This window comes from Wolbachia endosymbiont (group A) of Apoderus coryli, from assembly GCF_947251615.1.
Classification (GTDB): domain Bacteria; phylum Pseudomonadota; class Alphaproteobacteria; order Rickettsiales; family Anaplasmataceae; genus Wolbachia.
Map to the genome: position 1 here is coordinate 1,004,569 of NZ_OX366367.1, position 18,915 is coordinate 1,023,483.

At 34.3% G+C, this 18,915-nt stretch carries 16 protein-coding genes and 2 pseudogenes; 7 read left to right on the forward strand and 11 right to left on the reverse strand.

The genetic code is table 11. The features are described 5' to 3' along the window. Positions 1-91: 91 nt before the first annotated feature. The gene (locus tag OPR43_RS05050; RefSeq protein ID WP_264686281.1) at positions 92-1,237 is read left to right on the forward strand and encodes an MFS transporter; all 1,146 of its coding nucleotides are present in this window, start codon (positions 92-94) and stop codon (positions 1,235-1,237) included. 17 nt (positions 1,238-1,254) lie between these two features. Here OPR43_RS05050 and OPR43_RS05055 read toward each other — a convergent pair whose 3' ends face one another. Both OPR43_RS05055 and OPR43_RS05060 read right to left on the reverse strand, forming a co-directional pair. Continuing rightward, positions 1,255-2,562 (reverse strand): UDP-glucose dehydrogenase family protein, encoded by a 1,308-nt coding sequence (locus tag OPR43_RS05055; protein ID WP_264686280.1) that lies wholly within the window; start codon positions 2,560-2,562, stop codon positions 1,255-1,257. 47 nt (positions 2,563-2,609) lie between these two features. Beyond that, positions 2,610-3,509, reverse strand: a complete 900-nt coding sequence (locus OPR43_RS05060) for a DMT family transporter (protein WP_226079616.1) — start codon at positions 3,507-3,509, stop codon at positions 2,610-2,612. A gap of 408 nt (positions 3,510-3,917) precedes the next feature. On the opposite strand from OPR43_RS05060, the gene OPR43_RS05065 reads away from it, so the two are divergent. Next, a complete protein-coding gene (locus OPR43_RS05065) occupies positions 3,918-5,390 on the forward strand; it encodes a hypothetical protein (RefSeq protein WP_077188281.1) in 1,473 nt (490 codons plus the stop codon). Between the two features lie 8 nt (positions 5,391-5,398). Then, positions 5,399-7,489 carry a PD-(D/E)XK nuclease domain-containing protein gene (locus tag OPR43_RS05070; protein ID WP_226079617.1) on the forward strand — a complete coding sequence of 697 codons (2,091 nt, stop codon included), beginning with the start codon at positions 5,399-5,401 and terminating at the stop codon, positions 7,487-7,489. Between the two features lie 667 nt (positions 7,490-8,156). On the opposite strand, the pseudogene OPR43_RS05075 reads toward OPR43_RS05070, so the two are convergent. From OPR43_RS05075 to OPR43_RS05090, 4 genes and pseudogenes are all read right to left on the reverse strand, one after another. Then, a pseudogene (locus tag OPR43_RS05075) lies at positions 8,157-9,256 on the reverse strand (IS3 family transposase). Between the two features lie 377 nt (positions 9,257-9,633). Next, on the reverse strand, positions 9,634-10,008 hold the full coding sequence (locus OPR43_RS05080) for a helix-turn-helix domain-containing protein (protein WP_007549999.1): 375 nt from the start codon (positions 10,006-10,008) through the stop codon (positions 9,634-9,636). Between the two features lie 22 nt (positions 10,009-10,030). Continuing rightward, the gene (locus OPR43_RS05085; RefSeq protein ID WP_007549995.1) at positions 10,031-10,360 is read right to left on the reverse strand and encodes a helix-turn-helix domain-containing protein; all 330 of its coding nucleotides are present in this window, start codon (positions 10,358-10,360) and stop codon (positions 10,031-10,033) included. A 51-nt stretch (positions 10,361-10,411) separates the two neighbouring features. Then, positions 10,412-11,335: a hypothetical protein gene (locus OPR43_RS05090; RefSeq protein WP_012673225.1), complete on the reverse strand. Its 924-nt coding sequence runs from the start codon at positions 11,333-11,335 to the stop codon at positions 10,412-10,414. Positions 11,336-11,533: 198 nt separating this feature from the next. On the opposite strand from OPR43_RS05090, the gene OPR43_RS05095 reads away from it, so the two are divergent. Further along, on the forward strand, positions 11,534-12,616 hold the full coding sequence (locus OPR43_RS05095; protein ID WP_012673224.1) for a hypothetical protein: 1,083 nt from the start codon (positions 11,534-11,536) through the stop codon (positions 12,614-12,616). 136 nt (positions 12,617-12,752) lie between these two features. On the opposite strand, the gene OPR43_RS05100 is transcribed toward OPR43_RS05095, so the two are convergent. The 4 genes from OPR43_RS05100 to OPR43_RS05115 form a co-directional block, all read right to left on the reverse strand. Then, positions 12,753-13,124: a helix-turn-helix domain-containing protein gene (locus tag OPR43_RS05100; protein ID WP_041582616.1), complete on the reverse strand. Its 372-nt coding sequence runs from the start codon at positions 13,122-13,124 to the stop codon at positions 12,753-12,755. A gap of 34 nt (positions 13,125-13,158) precedes the next feature. Continuing rightward, positions 13,159-13,491, reverse strand: coding sequence for a helix-turn-helix domain-containing protein (locus OPR43_RS05105; protein WP_041582615.1), 333 nt, complete (start codon positions 13,489-13,491; stop codon positions 13,159-13,161). 103 nt (positions 13,492-13,594) lie between these two features. Beyond that, a complete protein-coding gene (locus OPR43_RS05110) occupies positions 13,595-14,254 on the reverse strand; it encodes a JAB domain-containing protein (protein WP_012673223.1) in 660 nt (219 codons plus the stop codon). A gap of 84 nt (positions 14,255-14,338) precedes the next feature. Beyond that, positions 14,339-14,461 carry a hypothetical protein gene (locus tag OPR43_RS05115; protein ID WP_255317433.1) on the reverse strand — a complete coding sequence of 41 codons (123 nt, stop codon included), beginning with the start codon at positions 14,459-14,461 and terminating at the stop codon, positions 14,339-14,341. 125 nt (positions 14,462-14,586) lie between these two features. Here OPR43_RS05115 and OPR43_RS05120 point away from each other — a divergent pair, with 125 nt between their 5' ends. The 3 genes from OPR43_RS05120 to OPR43_RS05130 all read left to right on the forward strand — a co-directional run bounded on the left by OPR43_RS05120 (position 14,587) and on the right by OPR43_RS05130 (position 17,810). Then, entirely contained in the window at positions 14,587-15,426 is an 840-nt protein-coding gene (locus tag OPR43_RS05120) for a polysaccharide deacetylase family protein (protein ID WP_320157458.1), read from the forward strand. Continuing rightward, the gene (locus OPR43_RS05125) at positions 15,381-16,958 is read left to right on the forward strand and encodes a penicillin-binding transpeptidase domain-containing protein (RefSeq protein WP_320157459.1); all 1,578 of its coding nucleotides are present in this window, start codon (positions 15,381-15,383) and stop codon (positions 16,956-16,958) included. Before OPR43_RS05120 ends, OPR43_RS05125 begins: the two co-directional genes overlap by 46 nt. Before the next feature lie 615 nt (positions 16,959-17,573). Further along, positions 17,574-17,810, forward strand: a complete 237-nt coding sequence (locus OPR43_RS05130) for a hypothetical protein (RefSeq protein WP_265034406.1) — start codon at positions 17,574-17,576, stop codon at positions 17,808-17,810. 105 nt (positions 17,811-17,915) lie between these two features. On the opposite strand, the pseudogene OPR43_RS08510 reads toward OPR43_RS05130, so the two are convergent. Then, positions 17,916-18,779 (reverse strand): annotated as a pseudogene (locus OPR43_RS08510) (transposase). Between the last annotated feature and the right edge of the window lie 136 nt (positions 18,780-18,915).

The window sequence follows — 18,915 nt, forward strand, 5'->3', positions numbered from 1 at the left end:
ATATAGTATTATGCTAGCATCTGCATAGAGCTATTTGGGAATAGGTGTGAACTTTGTCTTCTTTCAATATTTACTATTCTTCTGTGGATATATGCTGCTTTATTTATCAAGACAAAGTATACCAATTGCTCTACCACTGTTAATAGATACTGACCATGTAAAATTAAGCTATTTTTTTGCCTGCTTTTCTTTTTTTTATGGAGTATCAAAATTTGTTAATGGAATAATCATGGACTCCAAAAATAATCCATTATTTATGTTTGGGCTATGCAATATTGCAACTGGATTATTAACCATTGGTATAACTTTATCATATAATAATCTAACTTTATTACTGTTAACATTAATATTATTAGCTTGGACACAAGGGTTAGGTTGGCCAGCTATTACCAAGTTTATGGTTACAAACTCTAGCATCTCTTCAATTGCATCATCATGGGGAGTTATGAGCGCATCTCAGCAACTTGGTTCTTGTATTACTTTAATTGTATTACCAAGTATAATTAAAATATATGATGCAAAAAGTGCATTTTTGTACTCTGGTCTCTTATGCTTACTTTTTGGAATTTATATAATATTAAAAGCATATTACAAAGAAAGTGCCAACTTTACTACCTATTATAAGGTGCAGAAATCTCAAATAGGTATCAAGGTAACAAGTTCCATATGGTTTCTATGTTGTGCTACTTTTTGTGCTTATATTATAAAAATGGGAATCTTCTTTTGGTTTCCTATAATTTTAAAGAATAAATTACAAATTTCTCTTGTACAATCCTCACTAATAACAGGCGTATATGATTTAGGTGGAATCCTTGGAACTTTAATAACAGGAAGAATTAGTGATATGTACTTCTTTCAAAATAGAAGCTTGCTGGCATCACTTTATATGTTGGGTATAGCACTCACTTTTATTGCAATGAACTTTGGTCAAAACATAATTCTTATGAACCTTGGTGCAATCTTATCAGGATTCTTTATATTTGGAGTGCAAGTACTGACAGGTGTTATAGCTGTAGAAATTGCTCCACAAAATAATGTATGTGCAATTGTAAGCTTAACAGGATTATTTGGGTATATTGCAAGTTCAATATTTTCATGCGTGCTCTTAGGAGTACTTGTTAAGCACTGTGGTAACAGTATTATGTTTTCATTTTTTTCCATTTGCTCTGTTGTTGCACTCGTTTGCTTTTCCATACTATCAAGCAAAGATCTAAAAAAACTAAGTAAAGCGGTGTAAAAAAAATTTCTCAACAGTTAAACTTTGTAGATAGATTTTTTACCCAAGGAATAAACATGGTAACCATATCTTAGTAATAGCTCGCTATCTAATAAATTACGGAAATCAAAAACATTAGGTGCAGCCATAATACTCTTTAAACTTGCAAAATCTTGATTTTTAAATTCTTTCCACTCCGTTAACAATAACAAGGCTTCCGCGTCCCTTGCAGCCCCTATAGCATTGTCCGCGTATTCTATATCCTTTAGAACTTGCCTAGCATTATCCATCCCCATTGGGTCATATGCAGTAATTTTAGCCTTGTTATTCACTAACAATTGTGCAATATCTATAGCTGGGCTATTTCTTACATCATCAGTACCAGACTTAAAAGTTAGCCCCCATATTGCTATTTTTTTATTTTGGACTCCATTTAATACATATTCTACCTTTTTAGCAATGTTTGTTATATGATTATAGTTAGATTCTTTAACTGAATTTAAAATTTGTAGCTTAACATTGTGGTCTTCAGCAAGCCTTATTAAAGCTGACAAATCTTTAGGAAAACATGATCCTCCAAATCCTGGACCAGCTTTGAGAAATTCCTTACCTATTCTATGGTCCATTCCCATACTGTTAGCTAAAAGGTCAATGTCTGCTCCTAATAGCTCACATAAACCTGCCATCTCATTGATAAAAGCAACCTTTGTTGCTAGAAAGGCATTAGAAGCATATTTAATCATTTCAGCAGTAACTGTATCAGTGACTATTAACGGAATATTCTTATCTATAAATGATCTATATATAACTTCTAGTTTTGCCCTAGCTAGCTTAGTTTTTACTCCTATTATTATCCTATCTGGGTATAAAAAATCTGATACTGCAGAGCCTTGCTTGAGAAACTCTGGATTAACTCCCAAATCAAAGTTATAGCCCTTATTAGATAAATAATTATGTATATTTTCTGCAGTACCAGGAGGAATAGTTGACTTTATCACTATTAAGCAATCTTGATTAACCCTCTCAGAAACTTCACTTACTGCATTATATACATTCTTTAAATTTGCATTTCCTAGGGAGTCTGATGGAGTATCTACAGTTACAAATACTACTTCTGTATTGGGATTTATTTGAGAATACGAATCAAAAAATCTTATCCTTTGTGACTTTATATTATTCTCTAAATAATCTGCTAATCCAGGTTCATATAGAGGAATTTTCCCTGATTTCAAAAGTTCAATCTTCTCAGTATTTATGTCAATGCAATCAACTTTATGGCCCTGCTCCGATAACATTGTACCAGATACTAAGCCTACATACCCTACTCCTATAATAGTTATGTGCATTTTACTATCACCTTAAAAATGTAGCTTAGCATCTAAAATAAATACCATTAACAATTATAAACTTTTGTTGTTACATTATTTTTCTTAATTGCCTTACCTTCCGAATAAGCTATAAATAAGGTTGATGGTATTAATATCAAAGTACCATATAAAGCACTTTTATCAGGTAATTCATTAAATATAACGTATGTTACTATTGCAGAAATTATTAGCTCTATGTATCTATACGGTGCAAGTGCAGTAGCATCAGTAAGAGCAAAAGCTTTTAACATGAAGAACAGAATTAGGTTTGAACTTATTCCTAAAATCAGCAGTAATACTAACTCCAACAAGGAAGGCATATGCCAATAAAATAACAAAGGTGGAGTAGAAAAAATAGTTGTCGTTAGAGCTGAATAAAATAACATACTTATTACTGACTCTTTTATCACAAGTTTCTTATTAAGTATGTCTAATATAGCAAAGATTAACGCAGATACAATAAAAATAAGAATTTTAGGATTAAAGTCTTCACTATGAGCTTTGGTGGTAATAGCAATACCAACAAAACCAATAATAGTTACTATCCATCTTTGCCAAATTATATTTTCGTTTAGTAAAGGGATTGCAAGAAGTATAACAAATAATGGTATAGAAAAACTTATAATCGTTGCAGTTACTATGGGGAAAACAGTCAACCCGTAAGTCCATAAGGTCATTCCACAAAACAACAACCCACCCCTGGTTATTTGAGTAGATATTTGACTTGTTTTAAAAGTTTCTATTCCATAGTAAAACATAAAAGGTACAAGGGTAATAGTGGTAAACAGAAAGCGGAAAAAAATTATTTCAAAACTCTGAAGATGTAAACTTAGATATTTTGATATAGTATCATTAGCTACACTACTAAGTAAGCTAAGTATAAACCAGATAACCCCAAACAAATAAGCTCTCAATCTGTAATCCATAAAGCTTCTGATTTAATAGATACGATGTACTCATATAATTTTACTACAAAACTAATAATATAAAAGTTTTCTGATGTACGTCCCCAGAATGTGATCGTAAGGGTTCATTATAAATAATTCGGGAAATTTCGTCTCTTTAGACATATTAAGAGCTATGTAACGAACGTTTATATTTGTGAGTAATAGTAAGGCTCAAGGTAAGGAAAATGCTAGTGAGGTAAAGTAGAATAACGTTAATTTGATAATTTAAGCTCATTCCCTCTTGCTACATCTCTCTTTAATATCTCCTCTTTTGCAGCAGGTCTATAATTACTGCTTAAATTTAGGTGCACACTAATTTTTCGATTTATATATTATTCTAATGCTTGTATAATACCTTCATTGAATATTTGATTTTGAGGTAATTAGATGCCAAAAAGTAAAACTAAACGTGGAACGGAAGATTTGAAGGGTAATGCAGGCCCAAGCAAAAGATCTCGTCTCAGTTCTGATCCTAAAAAAAATAAAGAGATTATCTCTAGCAAAGTAATAAGTAAGCTGAAGGATGTTGTTAAAGGTGATAGAACTTCAGCTATTGAGGAATGGGTCAAGGCTCACCCTGTAACAGTAGAGGGTCTAACCGTTGAGCAATCGGACCTCTTATGTAATGCGTTTCGTGATGAATCTTGTTGGTCAGGTGCGACACTAGATGTTGCTAAATTGGTAGGAGAATTAGCTAAATCAGGTGTGTTGAATCCATTTGCTATATATAAAATAGCATGTATTGAGTGTGTAGAGAGTGAAATTAAGCAATTATTTGACAAGGCGTTAGAGTCTTTTAGATCTGACTTATCTCATAAAGGTGCATGTGAGGAAGATAGGAATTTAGCTTGCAGTGATAAGCTTGCAAGAGTTGAATTGTTAAGTTCCATGGGAAGACGTGATCCTGTTTTCAATTTCTGGATTGATCAAGAATCAGGTAACCTTAGAGAAAATATAGAAGCAGAAGATGGATTTAATAAGGCTGTAGATTTCAAGTGGAGTAAGGGAGTGGAACACTTCTATAATCGTCTGTGTTCTGAAGAAAAATTAGTGAAAGAAGAGAGAGAAAAATTGCTAGTTTCTGCTATTGCAAAATTATCTCCATTGCAATCTAGCTATAAACTTGCTTCTACCTTAAGTTCCCTTCTAGGTAAAGTCATAAGCGCAAAAGTAGATCATAAGTCACTACTTGGGCTACCGAATAAGAAAGATAGGGGTGTGATCTATCGTCCTCTTAGTTACTTAGTAGAGCACGGTTTTCTTTGCACAACTAAGTATGTTATCCAGTACTTGAGCGAGGGATGTTCAAGATCTGAAGTAGAGAAAATGCTTTCACCTAGAGGATATGCACATCTTCTCTCATCGCTTTCATTTGTTGTAGTTTCTAAAGATTATGACTTGGATAACAGGAATGAAGCAAGGTCAGCTATTAGCAGTCTTTGGGAATCTAGTGTATTTAACCAAAATAAAATAAATGTTGTCGATCCTTTTAAAGATAGGATTGCTTTTGTTGCAATGGAAAATGCAATTTCAAATTTGATTGTAGATCAGGAGAACAGCAAGGATACTCAAAGTGCTGGCGATGGTGAAAAAGTTGATTTGGTCTTGAGTATTTTAAAGTTTGCTAAAGATTGTTGTTCAGACAAAAGCTTTAAATCATTAAAAGAGAGGATAGCAAATAGTTTAGATAAAACAAGGAATTCTAAGATGATAGATGCAACTAGCTCCTGCAATTTAATAGAAGAGTTGTGTAAGTCAGCGAGAAATTTGAATTTATTCTCTGCTAGCACTGAAGGTCCTCAATCTACGTTAGTGGGTACTAATGTTAGTATTTCGCCTGCTGCAGTTGTTAACAAATAGGAGTATTTATGCATGGTAATAATGAAGATCGTGAATTAGTTAGGGCTTTATTAAGTGGAGGTTGTGATGAGTTTAGTAGACAATTTGTAGGTTTTTTAAACAACTGTCCATCTTTTTTGCATTCGGCTAATAAGCCTGGCTTTTTTCCTACATTCTTTTTTGGTATGTTTTCTACTGCACATGATGCAGGTATATTAGTTGAAGATGAAAGAGTCTATTTTCGTTTTGACAATTATGGAAATCTAAAAGTTGCTGTTCTCACTAATAAAGAAAATAGAAGAATAGTCAGGTGTTATACTGTTGCTGATAATGAGAACAGCCCTGGGTCAAGGTTTAGTGCAGAAGAGAAGCAGCAGGTAGAAGAGAATCTTCCACAAGAATTACAGGAAGATAAGGATCTGGATTGGGAAGAGTATAAAATATTTCGGTTTGGAGAAGAATGTAGGTTTATTCATGAAATAGATAGATTTCCTCAACGTGATGAACCTGGAGCTCCAATTTTTCATGAAATTAACCCAATCAGAGAACAAGGTGAATTGTTAGACCTGATGAGTGAGTTGGCAAATGATGATACAGGAGAAGTGCGTACTAATGTTAAAAGAATTTTGGAATATGTTATTGATATCCATGATGAACATGAAGATAGCTTAGTGTTTCGTGCAGAGTCTGATTACCACGGTTTTCTGTGTGGGTTTTTAGTAAATTTTAGATACCGAGCTGTGGCTGATTTCTACCCAGAGCTACTTATAGGAAAAGGTTATGCAGATGTTGTTTTGCTTGTTCGTGGTGTTGATCAGACAAATGATTCGGTTCCAATTATAATTGAGTTGAAGGTTGGTGATGAGGAAGGATTAGAGCAAGCTAAAGATTATGCTAAAAGTTGTTCTGTTTCGTCTTTGCCTATTCATACCTCATCACCAAGTGCTGTTTGTGTAGCGTTAAATTTTCAATTACGTGGAGGTGCTGGTCTCCGAACTTCTGTGCAGGCCTTTTCAGAAGGTGGTCTTTCCTTAATACCGGGTTTACTACATCCTCATGGAAATGGAGTTAGGGGAAATGTAAAACGTTTTTTACAACCCATAGCATCAGAGTTCACTCAATCGCCTCATTGTAACACTTTTTCCTGTACGTCATCGTTTGTTTTTGGAAATGTTTTATCTACAAGGAGGGACTTAGAAACAAATGATGGGCGGGAGGTAAGGGTTACCAAGTATCTATTTAACCACTCTCAGGGAGAGAAAATGAAACGTACAGGTGGTAGGGGAGATGCAGCAGATATTGTAAGCCATGCGTTAACTTTAGCTCTATTTTTATCAAATATTGGTTTTGTTGTGCTTCACATTTTTCGTCGTTTAAAGTGGCAGACTTTACCAGACAAAGCATTGAACCTGTCGTTACTGCCTCAAGCCACAGATGATGCTAAGGTGCGTCAAGTACTTTGTGAAGTAGATGTCCAGGGTCATCTGGAAGTGGCTTCTGCAAAGAAATTCGAATCACTACGTGCTTACTCACGTTCTCATAGTGAAGGTTATTTCGAGGGAAGGTTTTCAGAACAAATGGGTAATGTTAGGAATTTACATCAACTTGCAGATCAGTTGATGAGTGCTGAGCCTAATTTTGGTAATGATGGTAATGTTAATGGTGAGTACAGGGCTAGGTATGAAGTTTTATTTAATGAGATTTCTCGTCTGTTGTCTCCGTTATTAAATGGAAACCGTCTACTCGTGAACAATGAAGCTAAATTTCAGGCTTTGTTGCGTGGGATATTTCAAAGTTGCGATAATCCTGCCAAGGTAATTATTGAGTTCCAGCTACAGAGAGGAAGGAAAATAGACCTAGTATTATCAAAATCTGCGGAAAATGATGATACTCATCCAATTGGAATAGAGTTGAAGTATGCTAACACCGCAGAACAAGTTGAACGAAAAAGGGTGGAGGCAAATCGACAGTTAAGTGAATACGAATTTTGTGGAGGATGCAAGCGTATTACTGGGGGAGATGCGATGGTTTTGTTATACGCTATATTAAATGCTGTAGGACAAGAGCAGGATCTGATATTGATTGGTGGGCTTCGTAGAGCATCTGGGTTTTCTAGATGACTTGTAACTAATAAAAGTACCAAAGATAAGGTTGTTTATGGGTAAAATTATGCATTAAGCTAGAGTACGTTTGAGTAAGGTTGGAGAAAAAGCAAGGTCTTTGAGCAAGAAAATTTGATTTATGTTTTCTTAAGTTAAAGTTAACCTGATGAAGTTTGCATAATTTATTGTTGGAGTTTTTTTGTTCTATTTTTACTGTAAGTTCAATCTGCTCTATCTTTGGTCTTTTTTTCTTAGTTTTGCGGCAAGTCTAATATTTTTACTACTTAATGGAATAACTTGCAGAAAGTGGAGATATAATGCTAAGGCAGAGGAGCTCAGACAGTTATCTTAAACAATAAAGAAATACTAAAGGCAAAAGATACGCTTGCGTAGTTCGAAAGCTTTCTATAGGATAAGCCTCACCTGATTTACAAATAGAATTGTTATGTTAGATGTTTGCTATTTATTCTTAAGCTCATTTTAACAGCATTTTGCTTTTTTTAGTATGTAGGGGTTTTCTAGGAATTATCCTACTGAATTCTATGATATTATTTTTTGTAACATTGTTATACATTATAATGCACCCATTTGTCTAGACCATTTTTTTCAAAGTGATCCGATTTTTAAAATGAATATGTTGATAAATACGTCGACACACATTTAAAGTATTTATCAATATATTCATTTACTGTTTATGATAATAAAGATCAGCAGGAACTTTATAATGTAGAGTCTGATGTCGCCTTCTATAGTTATACCAAGAAACAAAATCATTTATTATAAGATTTAAATCTCTGATACTATTTGGTCTATAATAATATATAGCTTCTTGCTTTAAAGTTCTCCATAAGCGCTCAACAAATATATTGTCGAAGCAACGTCCTTTATGGTCCATACTGATTTTAATATTAGCACGCTCTAATTCCATAATAAAGTTGTAGCTAGTAAACTGCACCCCCTGATCACTATTAAAAATCTCAGGTTTACCTTGTTTTAGAGCTTCTTTGAGAGTATAAAGGCAAAATCCAGCATCGAGATATGGTGATAATGAATGAGCAATAATATAGCGACTATACAAGTCCATTATTGCCACAAAATAGATAAACTTACCTTCTACCATAATATATAGTAGCCCATACCTGATTAACTCTACAAATAATCAAATCTTTGAGTAAATAAGGATATATTTTATGCTTTTTTTCTTTAATACTTGTATTACATCTTTTTCTACAATACAGCCCACTAATCTTCATTTTTTTCATAATTCTTAAGATTTTTTTGTGATTGACTACTACTCCACTCGCTATGATCTCAGCAGTAATTTTACGATATCCATAACGGCAATCAGAAGCCAAATATACTTCTTGAATCAAATTTCACTTTCGTTATTAATTATAGGCCTATAATATAGGCTAGATCTGCAAATCCCCAGTAAATCAGCCTGTTTCCTAATTGACAGATCAGAATCTTTTTCTATAAATCTTACTCTATCTTTTTTGCTTATTTCAGTAATTTTTTTTTCAAATAACTATTTTCCACTGTCAATTCTCCTATTACTTTATGTAAACTTTCTATTTCTTGCGCTAAGATTCTTTGTTTTCTCGCACTTTCACTTTCTTCAACAAATAGGTCTTTTAACCTTGCCAATACTCTATCACGCCAATCATATAGATTTGTTGATGGTATTTTATATTCACTACATATCTCAGCTGTGCTTCTTTGATTTTTTATTGCTTCCAAAGCTATCTTTGCTTTTAACTCTGGTTCATATTTTTTTGTTGCCATACTTTTACCCCTTTACTTTCCTACTCGGATCAACCATTTTTTTTTGGTCTAGTTTATGGGGTGCATTATAGCACAGCCACCTTGACCAAAAAATCATCCCCCTATCGCGTTCTTATCATTATGCCTTATACGCTGTATTACACCTTCAGATATAGTCATTGCTAACCTCCAACATCCTTGCTAATAAACCCTCGCTAAAACTGCCGAAAAGACTTTATAAGTTAATATTCTAAATCTCAATATTTTATGGTGCAGGTTTTTATTTTTAAAACATTATACTTTGTGTAGGGTATAACTACACGCATCAAAGTGAAAGAAAAGCAAAATGATGAAGAAAATGAAAGTTTAAGTTTTCTTCAACGACTCAAGGAGAGAATTTATGCTTTAAAGCCTGTATTAGCAAGAGCCTTAATCACTAAATGAACAATGTCACGCAGAGTTTCATCCTCAATTTTTCTATATTCCCTCACTAGCCTTGATATTTCTTCGCTGCCTACATCGCTATGGAAGGCCTTATCATGTAAGTCTTCAGAGGCTTTGGTAAAAAAATACGACATATCAACCGATAGTACTTCTGCTAATTTATATAACCTATCAACTACAAGCCTAATCTCTCCGCTTTCATATCCTTGTACATGCTGAAATGAAATTTCAAGCTTTTTTCCTAAGTCTCTTTGACTAAAACCACACATTAGCCTTCTTTTCCTTATTCTTTCACCTATTTGTTTATCGATAGGATGTTGTATAGTCATTTTACGTATCAGGTAATATTAACTATGTATTATCACTTTGAGAAAAAGATTTTACCAATATATAAACTGCACTACGTAACCTTTTGCTCTTAATTTCGTTATATCCTTTGACTAACTTTAGTATTTCTTCATCATAAGCTTCATGTGAGTCAGTGTGCATATCAGTAAAAAAGTTAGCAACATCTATCGATAGTGCTTTTGCTAAATCATATAATCTACTGGCCAAAACACAATTTGAACCATTTTCGTACTTTTGTATCTGTCTATACGAAACACCTATTCTCTTTCCCAATTCGGTCTGTGTCAAAGCACGATCTAACCTAAGTTGTTTTATTTTTTTACCTAATTGCACTTTTCACCTCTTATTCAAATTTACAACAAATTTTATGAAGTGGAAAAAAAGCTAGCAAAGTAATTGCTTTAATAATTTCTGCCTCTCGCTAATTAAATCGTTTGGCCTTACGTATTTTTTCTCAATTTCCCTCATCTCTTTTTCTCGTTCTGCAATGCTATTTCGTATTACTTCAGCCGAGTATCTGCTTTTGCCACTTGCAAACTCTGATCTTAATCTTCTAACCTTGTATTCGAGCTCAGCAAATCTTTCGTGTTGCTCAAGAAGTTCTATCATATGACTAATTTCAGAGTTTAGCTTTTTTTCCTCAACATCTCTTACAATAAAAGAAAGTAGAAGCTTATCTATTTGGTAATCAATATTTGGTTGAGCAGCAAATAGATCAATTATGGCTTTTACGTCAGTAGGATTTGTAACTAGTAAGTTAAAATTACTACATAAAAAACTATAGAACTTTATCGTCTTCTCAAGATAATTTTTCATATCTTGTGATAATTGCAATTCTTTGTGAATTCCTGACAGCAATATTTTCAATTCTTCCAAGTATTTCGTGTCAAAATTACTTACTTCTGTAGGTGAAAGGATCATTAGCAGCTTTTTTACAAGCTCAACATCATTTAACTTTACTGCATTATAAAGAGCTTTTTCTTTATCTTCTTTTAAATCATAAAGCTCTGATGAGTTATCTATGCTGAATAGATATTCAGTATTTCCTTGAGGAGAGTAGATTAAAATGTCCACTTCTCTTAGCGGGTGATCATCATTAAACTTTTCTAGTAACTGCTTATCGGTAGTTTCCTCTATTGCTACAACTGCTTTGCTTACCTCTTTCAACTTTGCAATATCATCTCTTGAGTTTTCAAGTATATCTTTAGCCTTGTCTAGCAGCTGCTCATATAGAACTATTTTTTCTTCATCATCAAGTAGCTGACAATGCTTTTTCAGCTTTTCAGTAGAGTAAGATAGGATATCCATTTTTTTCAATTTTACGATTACGATACCCCATTTTTGTTGAAACTGAAATAATTTTTATAGGATGTGTTTTTCTAGTGTAGATGCCCGCAAAACTTGTTATTATAATATACAGTAAATCAATAAGTCGTATAATATTAACAATTAAATAATATTTATCACGATATGATCGAATAGTAATGAAATTAAGTGAGGGTTACAATGAAAAAAATAAATGGTAAAAAATTGTCTAGTAAAATGTTAAAAGCGGTAGAGCGAATAGCAAAAGAAGGGTTATTACCTAATTTTATAAAAGCTGCTCCAACAGCAAATAAAAAGATTAGTAAATTACCTGTCTTAACATATCCTGAGGAGCTCAATCCATTTCGATCAGCTTTATGCAAGATAAGGCTAAGTGAATATGAAAATGTGAAATTAAATGAATTCTTGGAAAAAGCTATTGCAGCTGAAAATCTAGACAAATTAAGTAAAATCGTCGATGAAGCTTTGGATTTAGGAATAAGAGTAAACGCTCGCAACGAAGATGGCTTTAGCTTCACTAACGTTACAATGTTTAAGATGTATCGTGATGAATTCAAAGAAAATAAACAAGAAGATATAATCAGAAAGTTAGCCTTACATGGAGCAGATTTTAATGTACAAGTTGATAAGAAAATAGCTGAAATGTATCAAAAAGTGCAAAAAGAAATTGAGCCACAAATATATAGTAGGCTCAAGAAACTTAGGGAAGTTGGAGAAGACGCTACTATAGAAGGAACTGTTGAAGATGTAGAAATCGATAATAAGACCTTCTATATTGAATTTTCACATAGCTGCATAGTTGATGTTGCCAAAGTTGTAGAAGGTGCAAAAAATTTGGGCTTAAGTAAAGGAGACTTAAACCTTGGCGGTAGTATCATAAAAATAGGTGATGGTGAAGTTGAGGTCAAAACTGGGAAAGACGGTAAAAGAAATTACGTAGATATATCCGATAACAGCGCTTTTACAGTAACACTTTGCACTAGCCTAGGAGAGCTAAATTTAATGGTATATCATGACACAGAAGACTATCATCAAGTACAAGTTGAGGTAGAAGATGAAGAAATGTGGAACGAGTTGCAAGAAATAGGAGAAATCGTAGGAAAGGGTTGTTTATTTGGTGGAATGTCTGTTAAAGAAGTAGTGGAAAAAGGCAGCTTTACTAGATGTGGAAGGTGGGGCGACCAAAATTCTAAAAGTAGTGAGACCTTTTCTTGGGTGAGCAAATTAAAAGATACCAAAACGACATCTGTAGGACGTTCTTGATTGGTGGCTATGTTTTTACATAGCCATAATTATTGCAAAGTAAAGTAGTTCTTGAAATTTAATCAAAATTACCATAAAAAATTTACCTTAACTAGCATTGCTTGTAGAAGTGGATTGAAGATATATTCAGGCAATATTATTTATTGGCAAGCGCTTTTATCACTGAATGCACAATATCACGCAACGTTTCATCCTTAATTTTCCTGTATTCCCTCACTAGCCTTGATATTTCTTCACTACCCACATCGCTACAAAAGGCCTTATCGTGTAAGTCTTCAGAAGCTTTGGTAAAAAAATATGACATATCAACGGACAAAGCTTCTGCCAAATTATACAATCTATCAATTACAAGCCTTACCTCTCCAGTTTCATATCCTTGTATATGCTGAAATGAAATTCCGAGCTTTTTTCCTAAGTCTCTTTGGCTAAAACCGCATATTAACCTTCTCTTCCTTATTCTTTCACCTATTTGTTTATCAATAGGATGTTGTTCATCTTGTACAATCATTTATTAATATATTAACTGAGGTATTGAAGCAATACTAACTCTCATTGTAACTTTGAGAAAAAGATTTTACCAATATATAAACTACGCTACGTAACCTTTTGCTTTTAATTTCATTATATCCTTTGACTAATTTTAGTATTTCTTCATCATAAGTTTCATGTGAGTCGACATGCACATCAGTAAAAAAATCAGCCACATTAATCGATAGTGCTTTTGCTAAGTCGTATAGCCTACTGGCCAAAATTTGGTTTGAACTATTTTCGTACCTTTGTATTTGTCTATACGAAACGCCTATTTTCTTTCCCAACTCAGTTTGTGTTAAACCACAGTATAATCTAAGTTCTTTTATTTTTTTGCCTAATTCCACCTTTCATTACTAATTTTAGCTGCTCAAGCTTATATTGAATTTTTTAATTTATGAAGTAGAAAAAAAGAAGGAAAGTTGGAGAACTTTCCTTCCGGTCTACAGATTACAATAAACCACTATCATAAAAACTAAAGTGGCTCTTCTGTGTTACGATTATGTGATCTATTAATTTCATTCCTACATTTTCGCAGGTTGCAGCTAATGTAAGTGTGTTATCCTCATCCTCCTTTGATGGTTCTGTATCTCCACTTGGATGATTATGTGAAATTGCAATAGATGATGCATCGATCAGTAATCCCTGTTTGATTATTTCTCTCACATATAGAGGTACTCTGTCTATAGTTCCACAGTCTTGAATATACTCGTATATCAAATGACCACTTCGATCTAAGTATATTACTCGCAAGCTTTCCTTTCGTGACTGCCCTATTGCTGTTTTAAAGTATTTTAGTAGCTCTTCTCTGTTATCAAGAATCGACAGCTTTTTTAACTTACCTTTCAGTATCCTATCGAAAATCTCTTTCAGACAAAAGATACTTGCTATTGCTCCATCATTCATTCCTGTAACATTTTTTAGCTCATGAAAGTCAGCGTTAATTACCCTTCCTAAACTACTAAAGAGCTCTATTAGCTTTTTGGCCACTTCTCTTCCTTCTTCACATTCAGATAGAGTACGTTCCAGTAGCTCATGGTCAAGTAAAGACCTGCCTCTACTTGATAAAATGCGAGTTTCCAATTTTTCTTTTCTCTCACTATTATTCATAAAAACCTCCAAGGTCAACATTATATACAAATTCAACGCCAACTTTCTGACGCAGTAGTTCTCGAGGAATAACCCTTTTGAACTCTAAATTTGCAATGTTGTCCTTGTTGCTTTAAAAGCTGGAATACCATTTGCCATATGAATTTGTGCATTGACATTTACTGTGCTAATTCCCTGAAGCGCAACGGTATTTATATTTGCAATCATAATATATTATATAAAATTGTTAATATAATATATTAAAGAAGTGATGAAGTAAAGGCTACAGCAATTAAAGATGGCTTAACTTAGCAAAAAAGTGCATAGTATCCTATCGCTTTGCTGATTACAAAATGTTTATAAGGATAATAACTTTTCTTTTGCTATACTCAAGCGCGGTTTTCTGTGGTGATTGTAATTTTAATTTACCATACTGTGGGCTTAGTTGTAATCTGGATCTATCATATAGAAATTTAAGTAATATAAAAAAATTGTTGAATAACGACGATAAGTTTGTTGTGCTTACGTTTGATGATGGACCGTCTAACAATAGAGTAAACGATATTATTAATGTTCTGGAAAGCTATGAAGCAAAAGCAACATTTTTTGTGCTTGGTGAACGTATAAATGAAAAAACGTCTGAAATAGTAAAGAAAATTCATGAATCAGGTCATGAGTTAGGCAATCACTCTTGGTCGCATAGGAAGTTGACATCACTTTCAAGTGAGGAACAATTGCAAGAATTGGAAAAGACAAATACAGCAATTAAAAATGTAATAAAACAAGATGTAAAATGGTTTCGTCCGCCATATGGATGTCATGACGATAATCTGATTGAAAATACTGATCAATTAAATATGTATTCAATATTATGGACAGTTGATTCGCTAGATTGGCAAGGTGATAAACCAGAAGCTTTAGTTGAAAGAGTTTTAAGTAATGTACATAATGGAGCAGTTATACTGTTTCATGATCACAATAACAGATCAAACACAATTGAAGCTTTACCTCATATTATTAAAATACTAAAAAAATCAGGTTACAAATTTGTTACCTTAAGTGAGTGGGAAAAAAGGGTTTGTAATACGGTAAAAGCCAGAAGTGTAACAATAAAAGAGGGGGGAAAAGTGCGTTTTGAAGGAATGTTATGTGGACAAAAAACAAAGTCTTTAACCGCAGAGCATTTATATTAGGCGGTATTCAGCTTACCATTTCCGCTGTTTTTAGCTATAGGTTATATAATTTACAAGTACGAAACAGACAAAAATACGAAACGCTGTCTAATAACAATAGGGTACGAATCACCACTATTATGCCTCAGCGAGGCAAAATTTTAGATAGGAATAGCATTGAACTTGCGATAAACAAAATTTCGTATGTTGTTTTGTTTGATGGTTCTGGTAAGGAAGTTGATTTGCAAACATTATCAGAAGTCGAGTCTAAAATAGCAAAATCGTCAGAAACAAAAGTAACTGCTCTTTATAAACGTTATTACCCGTTTGGTTCAATATGTTCTCATGTAATTGGATATACAAAAAGACAGCAAGGTATAAACGAAGTAGGAATCAGCGGTATTGAATATACATATGATCATATATTGAAAGGCAAGCCAGGAAAATCTGAGCAGGAAATAAATTCTAAAAAACGCGTCATAAAAGAATTATCAAGCATACCACAACAAGACGGACAAGATGTACAACTGACAATTGATATTAATCTGCAAGAGAAAATCGCAGAGGTATTTAAAGATCACCAGGGCTCCGCAGTGGTAATTAATGTAAATAATGGAGAAATTTTAGCATTATATAATTCACCTTCTTACGATAATAATCTTTTTGCTAGCAGATTATCAAATGAGACTTGGGAAAGCTTGAATACTCCTTCATTACCACTTGTGAATCGTGCATTGTCGTATCAAATTCCACCTGGTTCAATATTTAAAGTAATAGTTGCGCTTGCGGGTTTAAAAGACGGGATAATAACACCAGGAGAAAAATTCTCGTGTAAGGGCTATATGAAAATAGGTGAGCGGAAATTTCGTTGCCTGAAAAGCAAAGTCCATGGATATGTATCTTTAAATGAGGCAATGGCATTATCATGCAACACTTACTTTTATAACATAGGAAAAAAAATAAGTGTAGACTCTCTAGTAGAAATGGCCAGAAAATTTGGTATTGGAAGTGGGCCACTGATTGGAACGTTTAAAGAAGAAGCTCCGGGATTGTTGCCAGATAGAGATTGGCGTACACGAAAGCTATATTCGCAGTGGTATTTAGGTGACACTATCAACCTAGTTATAGGACAAGGGTATATGCTTACAACACCACTACAGCTTGCAGTTCTTTCGGCGAGGATTGCAACAGGAAAAGAGGTAATTCCCCGCATTGAGATGAGTAAACCGATACAAGATTTTTCCGATATTGATGTGAATCGTGAGCATCTTAGCATAGTTCGAAAAGCTATGTTTGACGTGGTGAATTCTAAAACTGGAACCTATAAAAAAGGGCTAAGCGGTATACAAATTGCCGGCAAAACCGGTACACCAGAAATAAACTCTAAGGGCGAAAGTCATAAGTTATTTATCGCTTATGGCCCTTACCATAACCCGCGCTACGCAATCTCTGTGTTTATAGAACACGGCAAAGCCCCACGCCAAGATGTTGCTATAGCTAATGAGATATTTCAGTATATGCTTGAAACTATGAGTATTAGACTTCTTGCATAACCATATAACGAACTTTTATTGGGAATAGAAACGAAAAAACTTACTTGACACCCTTTGCCAGCCCCCTTATCATAAAACTGAAGGTATTCAGTTATCTTCATCTGTGCAGATTAAACAGCAAAAAAACAACGTAGTTGGCGTCTTATTTTTAATTTTTTGCACTATGTGCACCTTATGTCTTCACAACATTTCTAGGTTTTTACCTATATAAGCTGAAACGCGCTTATAAGTCGTTTAAGACAGTATAGTACGCCAATTTGAAGGATTAGAGAGTGAACACTAATTACCACGGGGTTTCTTTTGCCTTTTTTTCTGCTTAGTAAATTTCTTAAACATTTTAGCTAAGGTTAGTTGCACTTAAAAGCAGCTAAATTGCAGTGTTTAAGACTTAAAAAACGCCAAATACTGAAAATAGACAATGACCAGGGCTTCCTTTGCCTTTTTTTTCGTTTGGTAAATTTCTTAAACATTTATGGCTAAACGACAACCGTCAATCCCGCTGCTTGTTAGCGGGATCTCTTGTTAGCGGCTGAGATACCGCGAATGAATCGCGGTATGACGGTTAAGTAGGGTGTCATTCCAGTCTGGGCACTGGGATGACAAAAAAGAGGCTACTTGGATGACACCCTGACAATCGTCATCCCGCTACGTGTTAGCGGAATCTATGCTAAGAGATACCGCGGCGGTATGACGATTCGTGGCGGTATGACGGTTCGCGGTGGCATGACGATAAGCCTCGTCATCCCGCTACGTGTTAGCGGAATCTATGCTAAGAGATACCGCGGCGGTATGACGATTCGTGGCGGTATGACGGTTCGTGGTGGGATGACGGTTCGCGGTGGCATGACGTAGGACTGCTGTCATTCCAGTCTGGAATCCAGCTTTTGATCGAAAATGTTGTATAGTGCACAATCAATTTTTCTGGATTCCAATGTCTGGGCACTGGAATCTACCGTCTTAAGAGTCAAGATAAAAATTGTTATTTTTTATCATGGCATTTAAACAAACGATAATTTTTCTCATGACAGCAACTAATGCAACCTTAGCAGCTTTGCCAGAATCAACCAAACGCTGCTTTCATTTTTCTGTTGTGGCGCATAGCAACAAGAGCTGACATGTATAGTGCTTTCCTTGCATCTCCTTTGATTTGAGCTTTGCCAACTTTTCTTCCACTTTCGCTAGTTTTAGGTGCAACTCCAACCAAGCATGCAATTTCTCTATTCTCTAATCTACCAAACCTCTGTCAGTAGAACGCTCGCCGTCTTTGACCCAATACCTTTATAGCTGATTAAAAGCTCATTTTTTCCTTTCAATTCAGCTATCACGTCTTCTATGTCTTGCCTAATTTCCTTCAATTGTTTTTCAGCAAACTCTATCTGTCTTTCTATATATTCTCTAGCTTTTCCCGTTGCATTTTGCAGACGACACTTATTTGCATGATTTAAATTACGCTCAACTGCTCCTAGCTCCTTTAATTCTTCTTGCTTTTGTACATCCTTTTACTTCACCGTCTTTACTGATAAATTCAGCGTATTTTTCCAGTAATTTAGCATCCAATTTGTCAGTTTTTGCGAAGTGATTGCAAGCTTTGGCAAATGCATATACCCGATTCGGGTGAGCTTTATGGACAGTTATCTTGTAACAATTTTGCAACGAGTTTTTCGTAGCCGCCGGTTTACACATAACTTGATGGGTAAATCGACTATATTTGTTTCTATAAACTTAGATATAGCATCATTCATGTTTGCTATGCGCTTATGCTTGCCATTAATTCAATGTTCCCTTGGAAACATCTACTCCCATAAAATTTATTCTAGCCATTTTTTTACCTATAAATATAATCAATGCAAATGTTGTATACAGGATTGTAATTCGATCTTTTAGATCCACCTACCGTTCGTACTACATTTTGCTTTAAGCCAGCAACGGTTTTTACCCAGACACAGTATCACTCCTT

What these genes read in the sequence shown, in the direction of transcription:
- OPR43_RS05090 (WP_012673225.1), bottom strand. Translation starts at nt 11,335, where the DNA reads ATGGATATCCTATCTTACTCTACTGAAAAGCTGAAAAAGCATTGTCAG.
- OPR43_RS05055 (WP_264686280.1), bottom strand. Translation starts at nt 2,562, where the DNA reads ATGCACATAACTATTATAGGAGTAGGGTATGTAGGCTTAGTATCTGGT.
- OPR43_RS05050 (WP_264686281.1), top strand. Translation starts at nt 92, where the DNA reads ATGCTGCTTTATTTATCAAGACAAAGTATACCAATTGCTCTACCACTG.
- OPR43_RS05125 (WP_320157459.1), top strand. Translation starts at nt 15,381, where the DNA reads ATGTGGACAAAAAACAAAGTCTTTAACCGCAGAGCATTTATATTAGGC.
- OPR43_RS05060 (WP_226079616.1), bottom strand. Translation starts at nt 3,509, where the DNA reads ATGGATTACAGATTGAGAGCTTATTTGTTTGGGGTTATCTGGTTTATA.
- OPR43_RS05120 (WP_320157458.1), top strand. Translation starts at nt 14,587, where the DNA reads ATGTTTATAAGGATAATAACTTTTCTTTTGCTATACTCAAGCGCGGTT.
- OPR43_RS05100 (WP_041582616.1), bottom strand. Translation starts at nt 13,124, where the DNA reads ATGATTGTACAAGATGAACAACATCCTATTGATAAACAAATAGGTGAA.
- OPR43_RS05080 (WP_007549999.1), bottom strand. Translation starts at nt 10,008, where the DNA reads ATGACTATACAACATCCTATCGATAAACAAATAGGTGAAAGAATAAGG.
- OPR43_RS05095 (WP_012673224.1), top strand. Translation starts at nt 11,534, where the DNA reads ATGAAAAAAATAAATGGTAAAAAATTGTCTAGTAAAATGTTAAAAGCG.
- OPR43_RS05115 (WP_255317433.1), bottom strand. Translation starts at nt 14,461, where the DNA reads ATGATTGCAAATATAAATACCGTTGCGCTTCAGGGAATTAGCACAGTA.
- OPR43_RS05070 (WP_226079617.1), top strand. Translation starts at nt 5,399, where the DNA reads ATGCATGGTAATAATGAAGATCGTGAATTAGTTAGGGCTTTATTAAGT.
- OPR43_RS05065 (WP_077188281.1), top strand. Translation starts at nt 3,918, where the DNA reads ATGCCAAAAAGTAAAACTAAACGTGGAACGGAAGATTTGAAGGGTAAT.
- OPR43_RS05110 (WP_012673223.1), bottom strand. Translation starts at nt 14,254, where the DNA reads ATGAATAATAGTGAGAGAAAAGAAAAATTGGAAACTCGCATTTTATCA.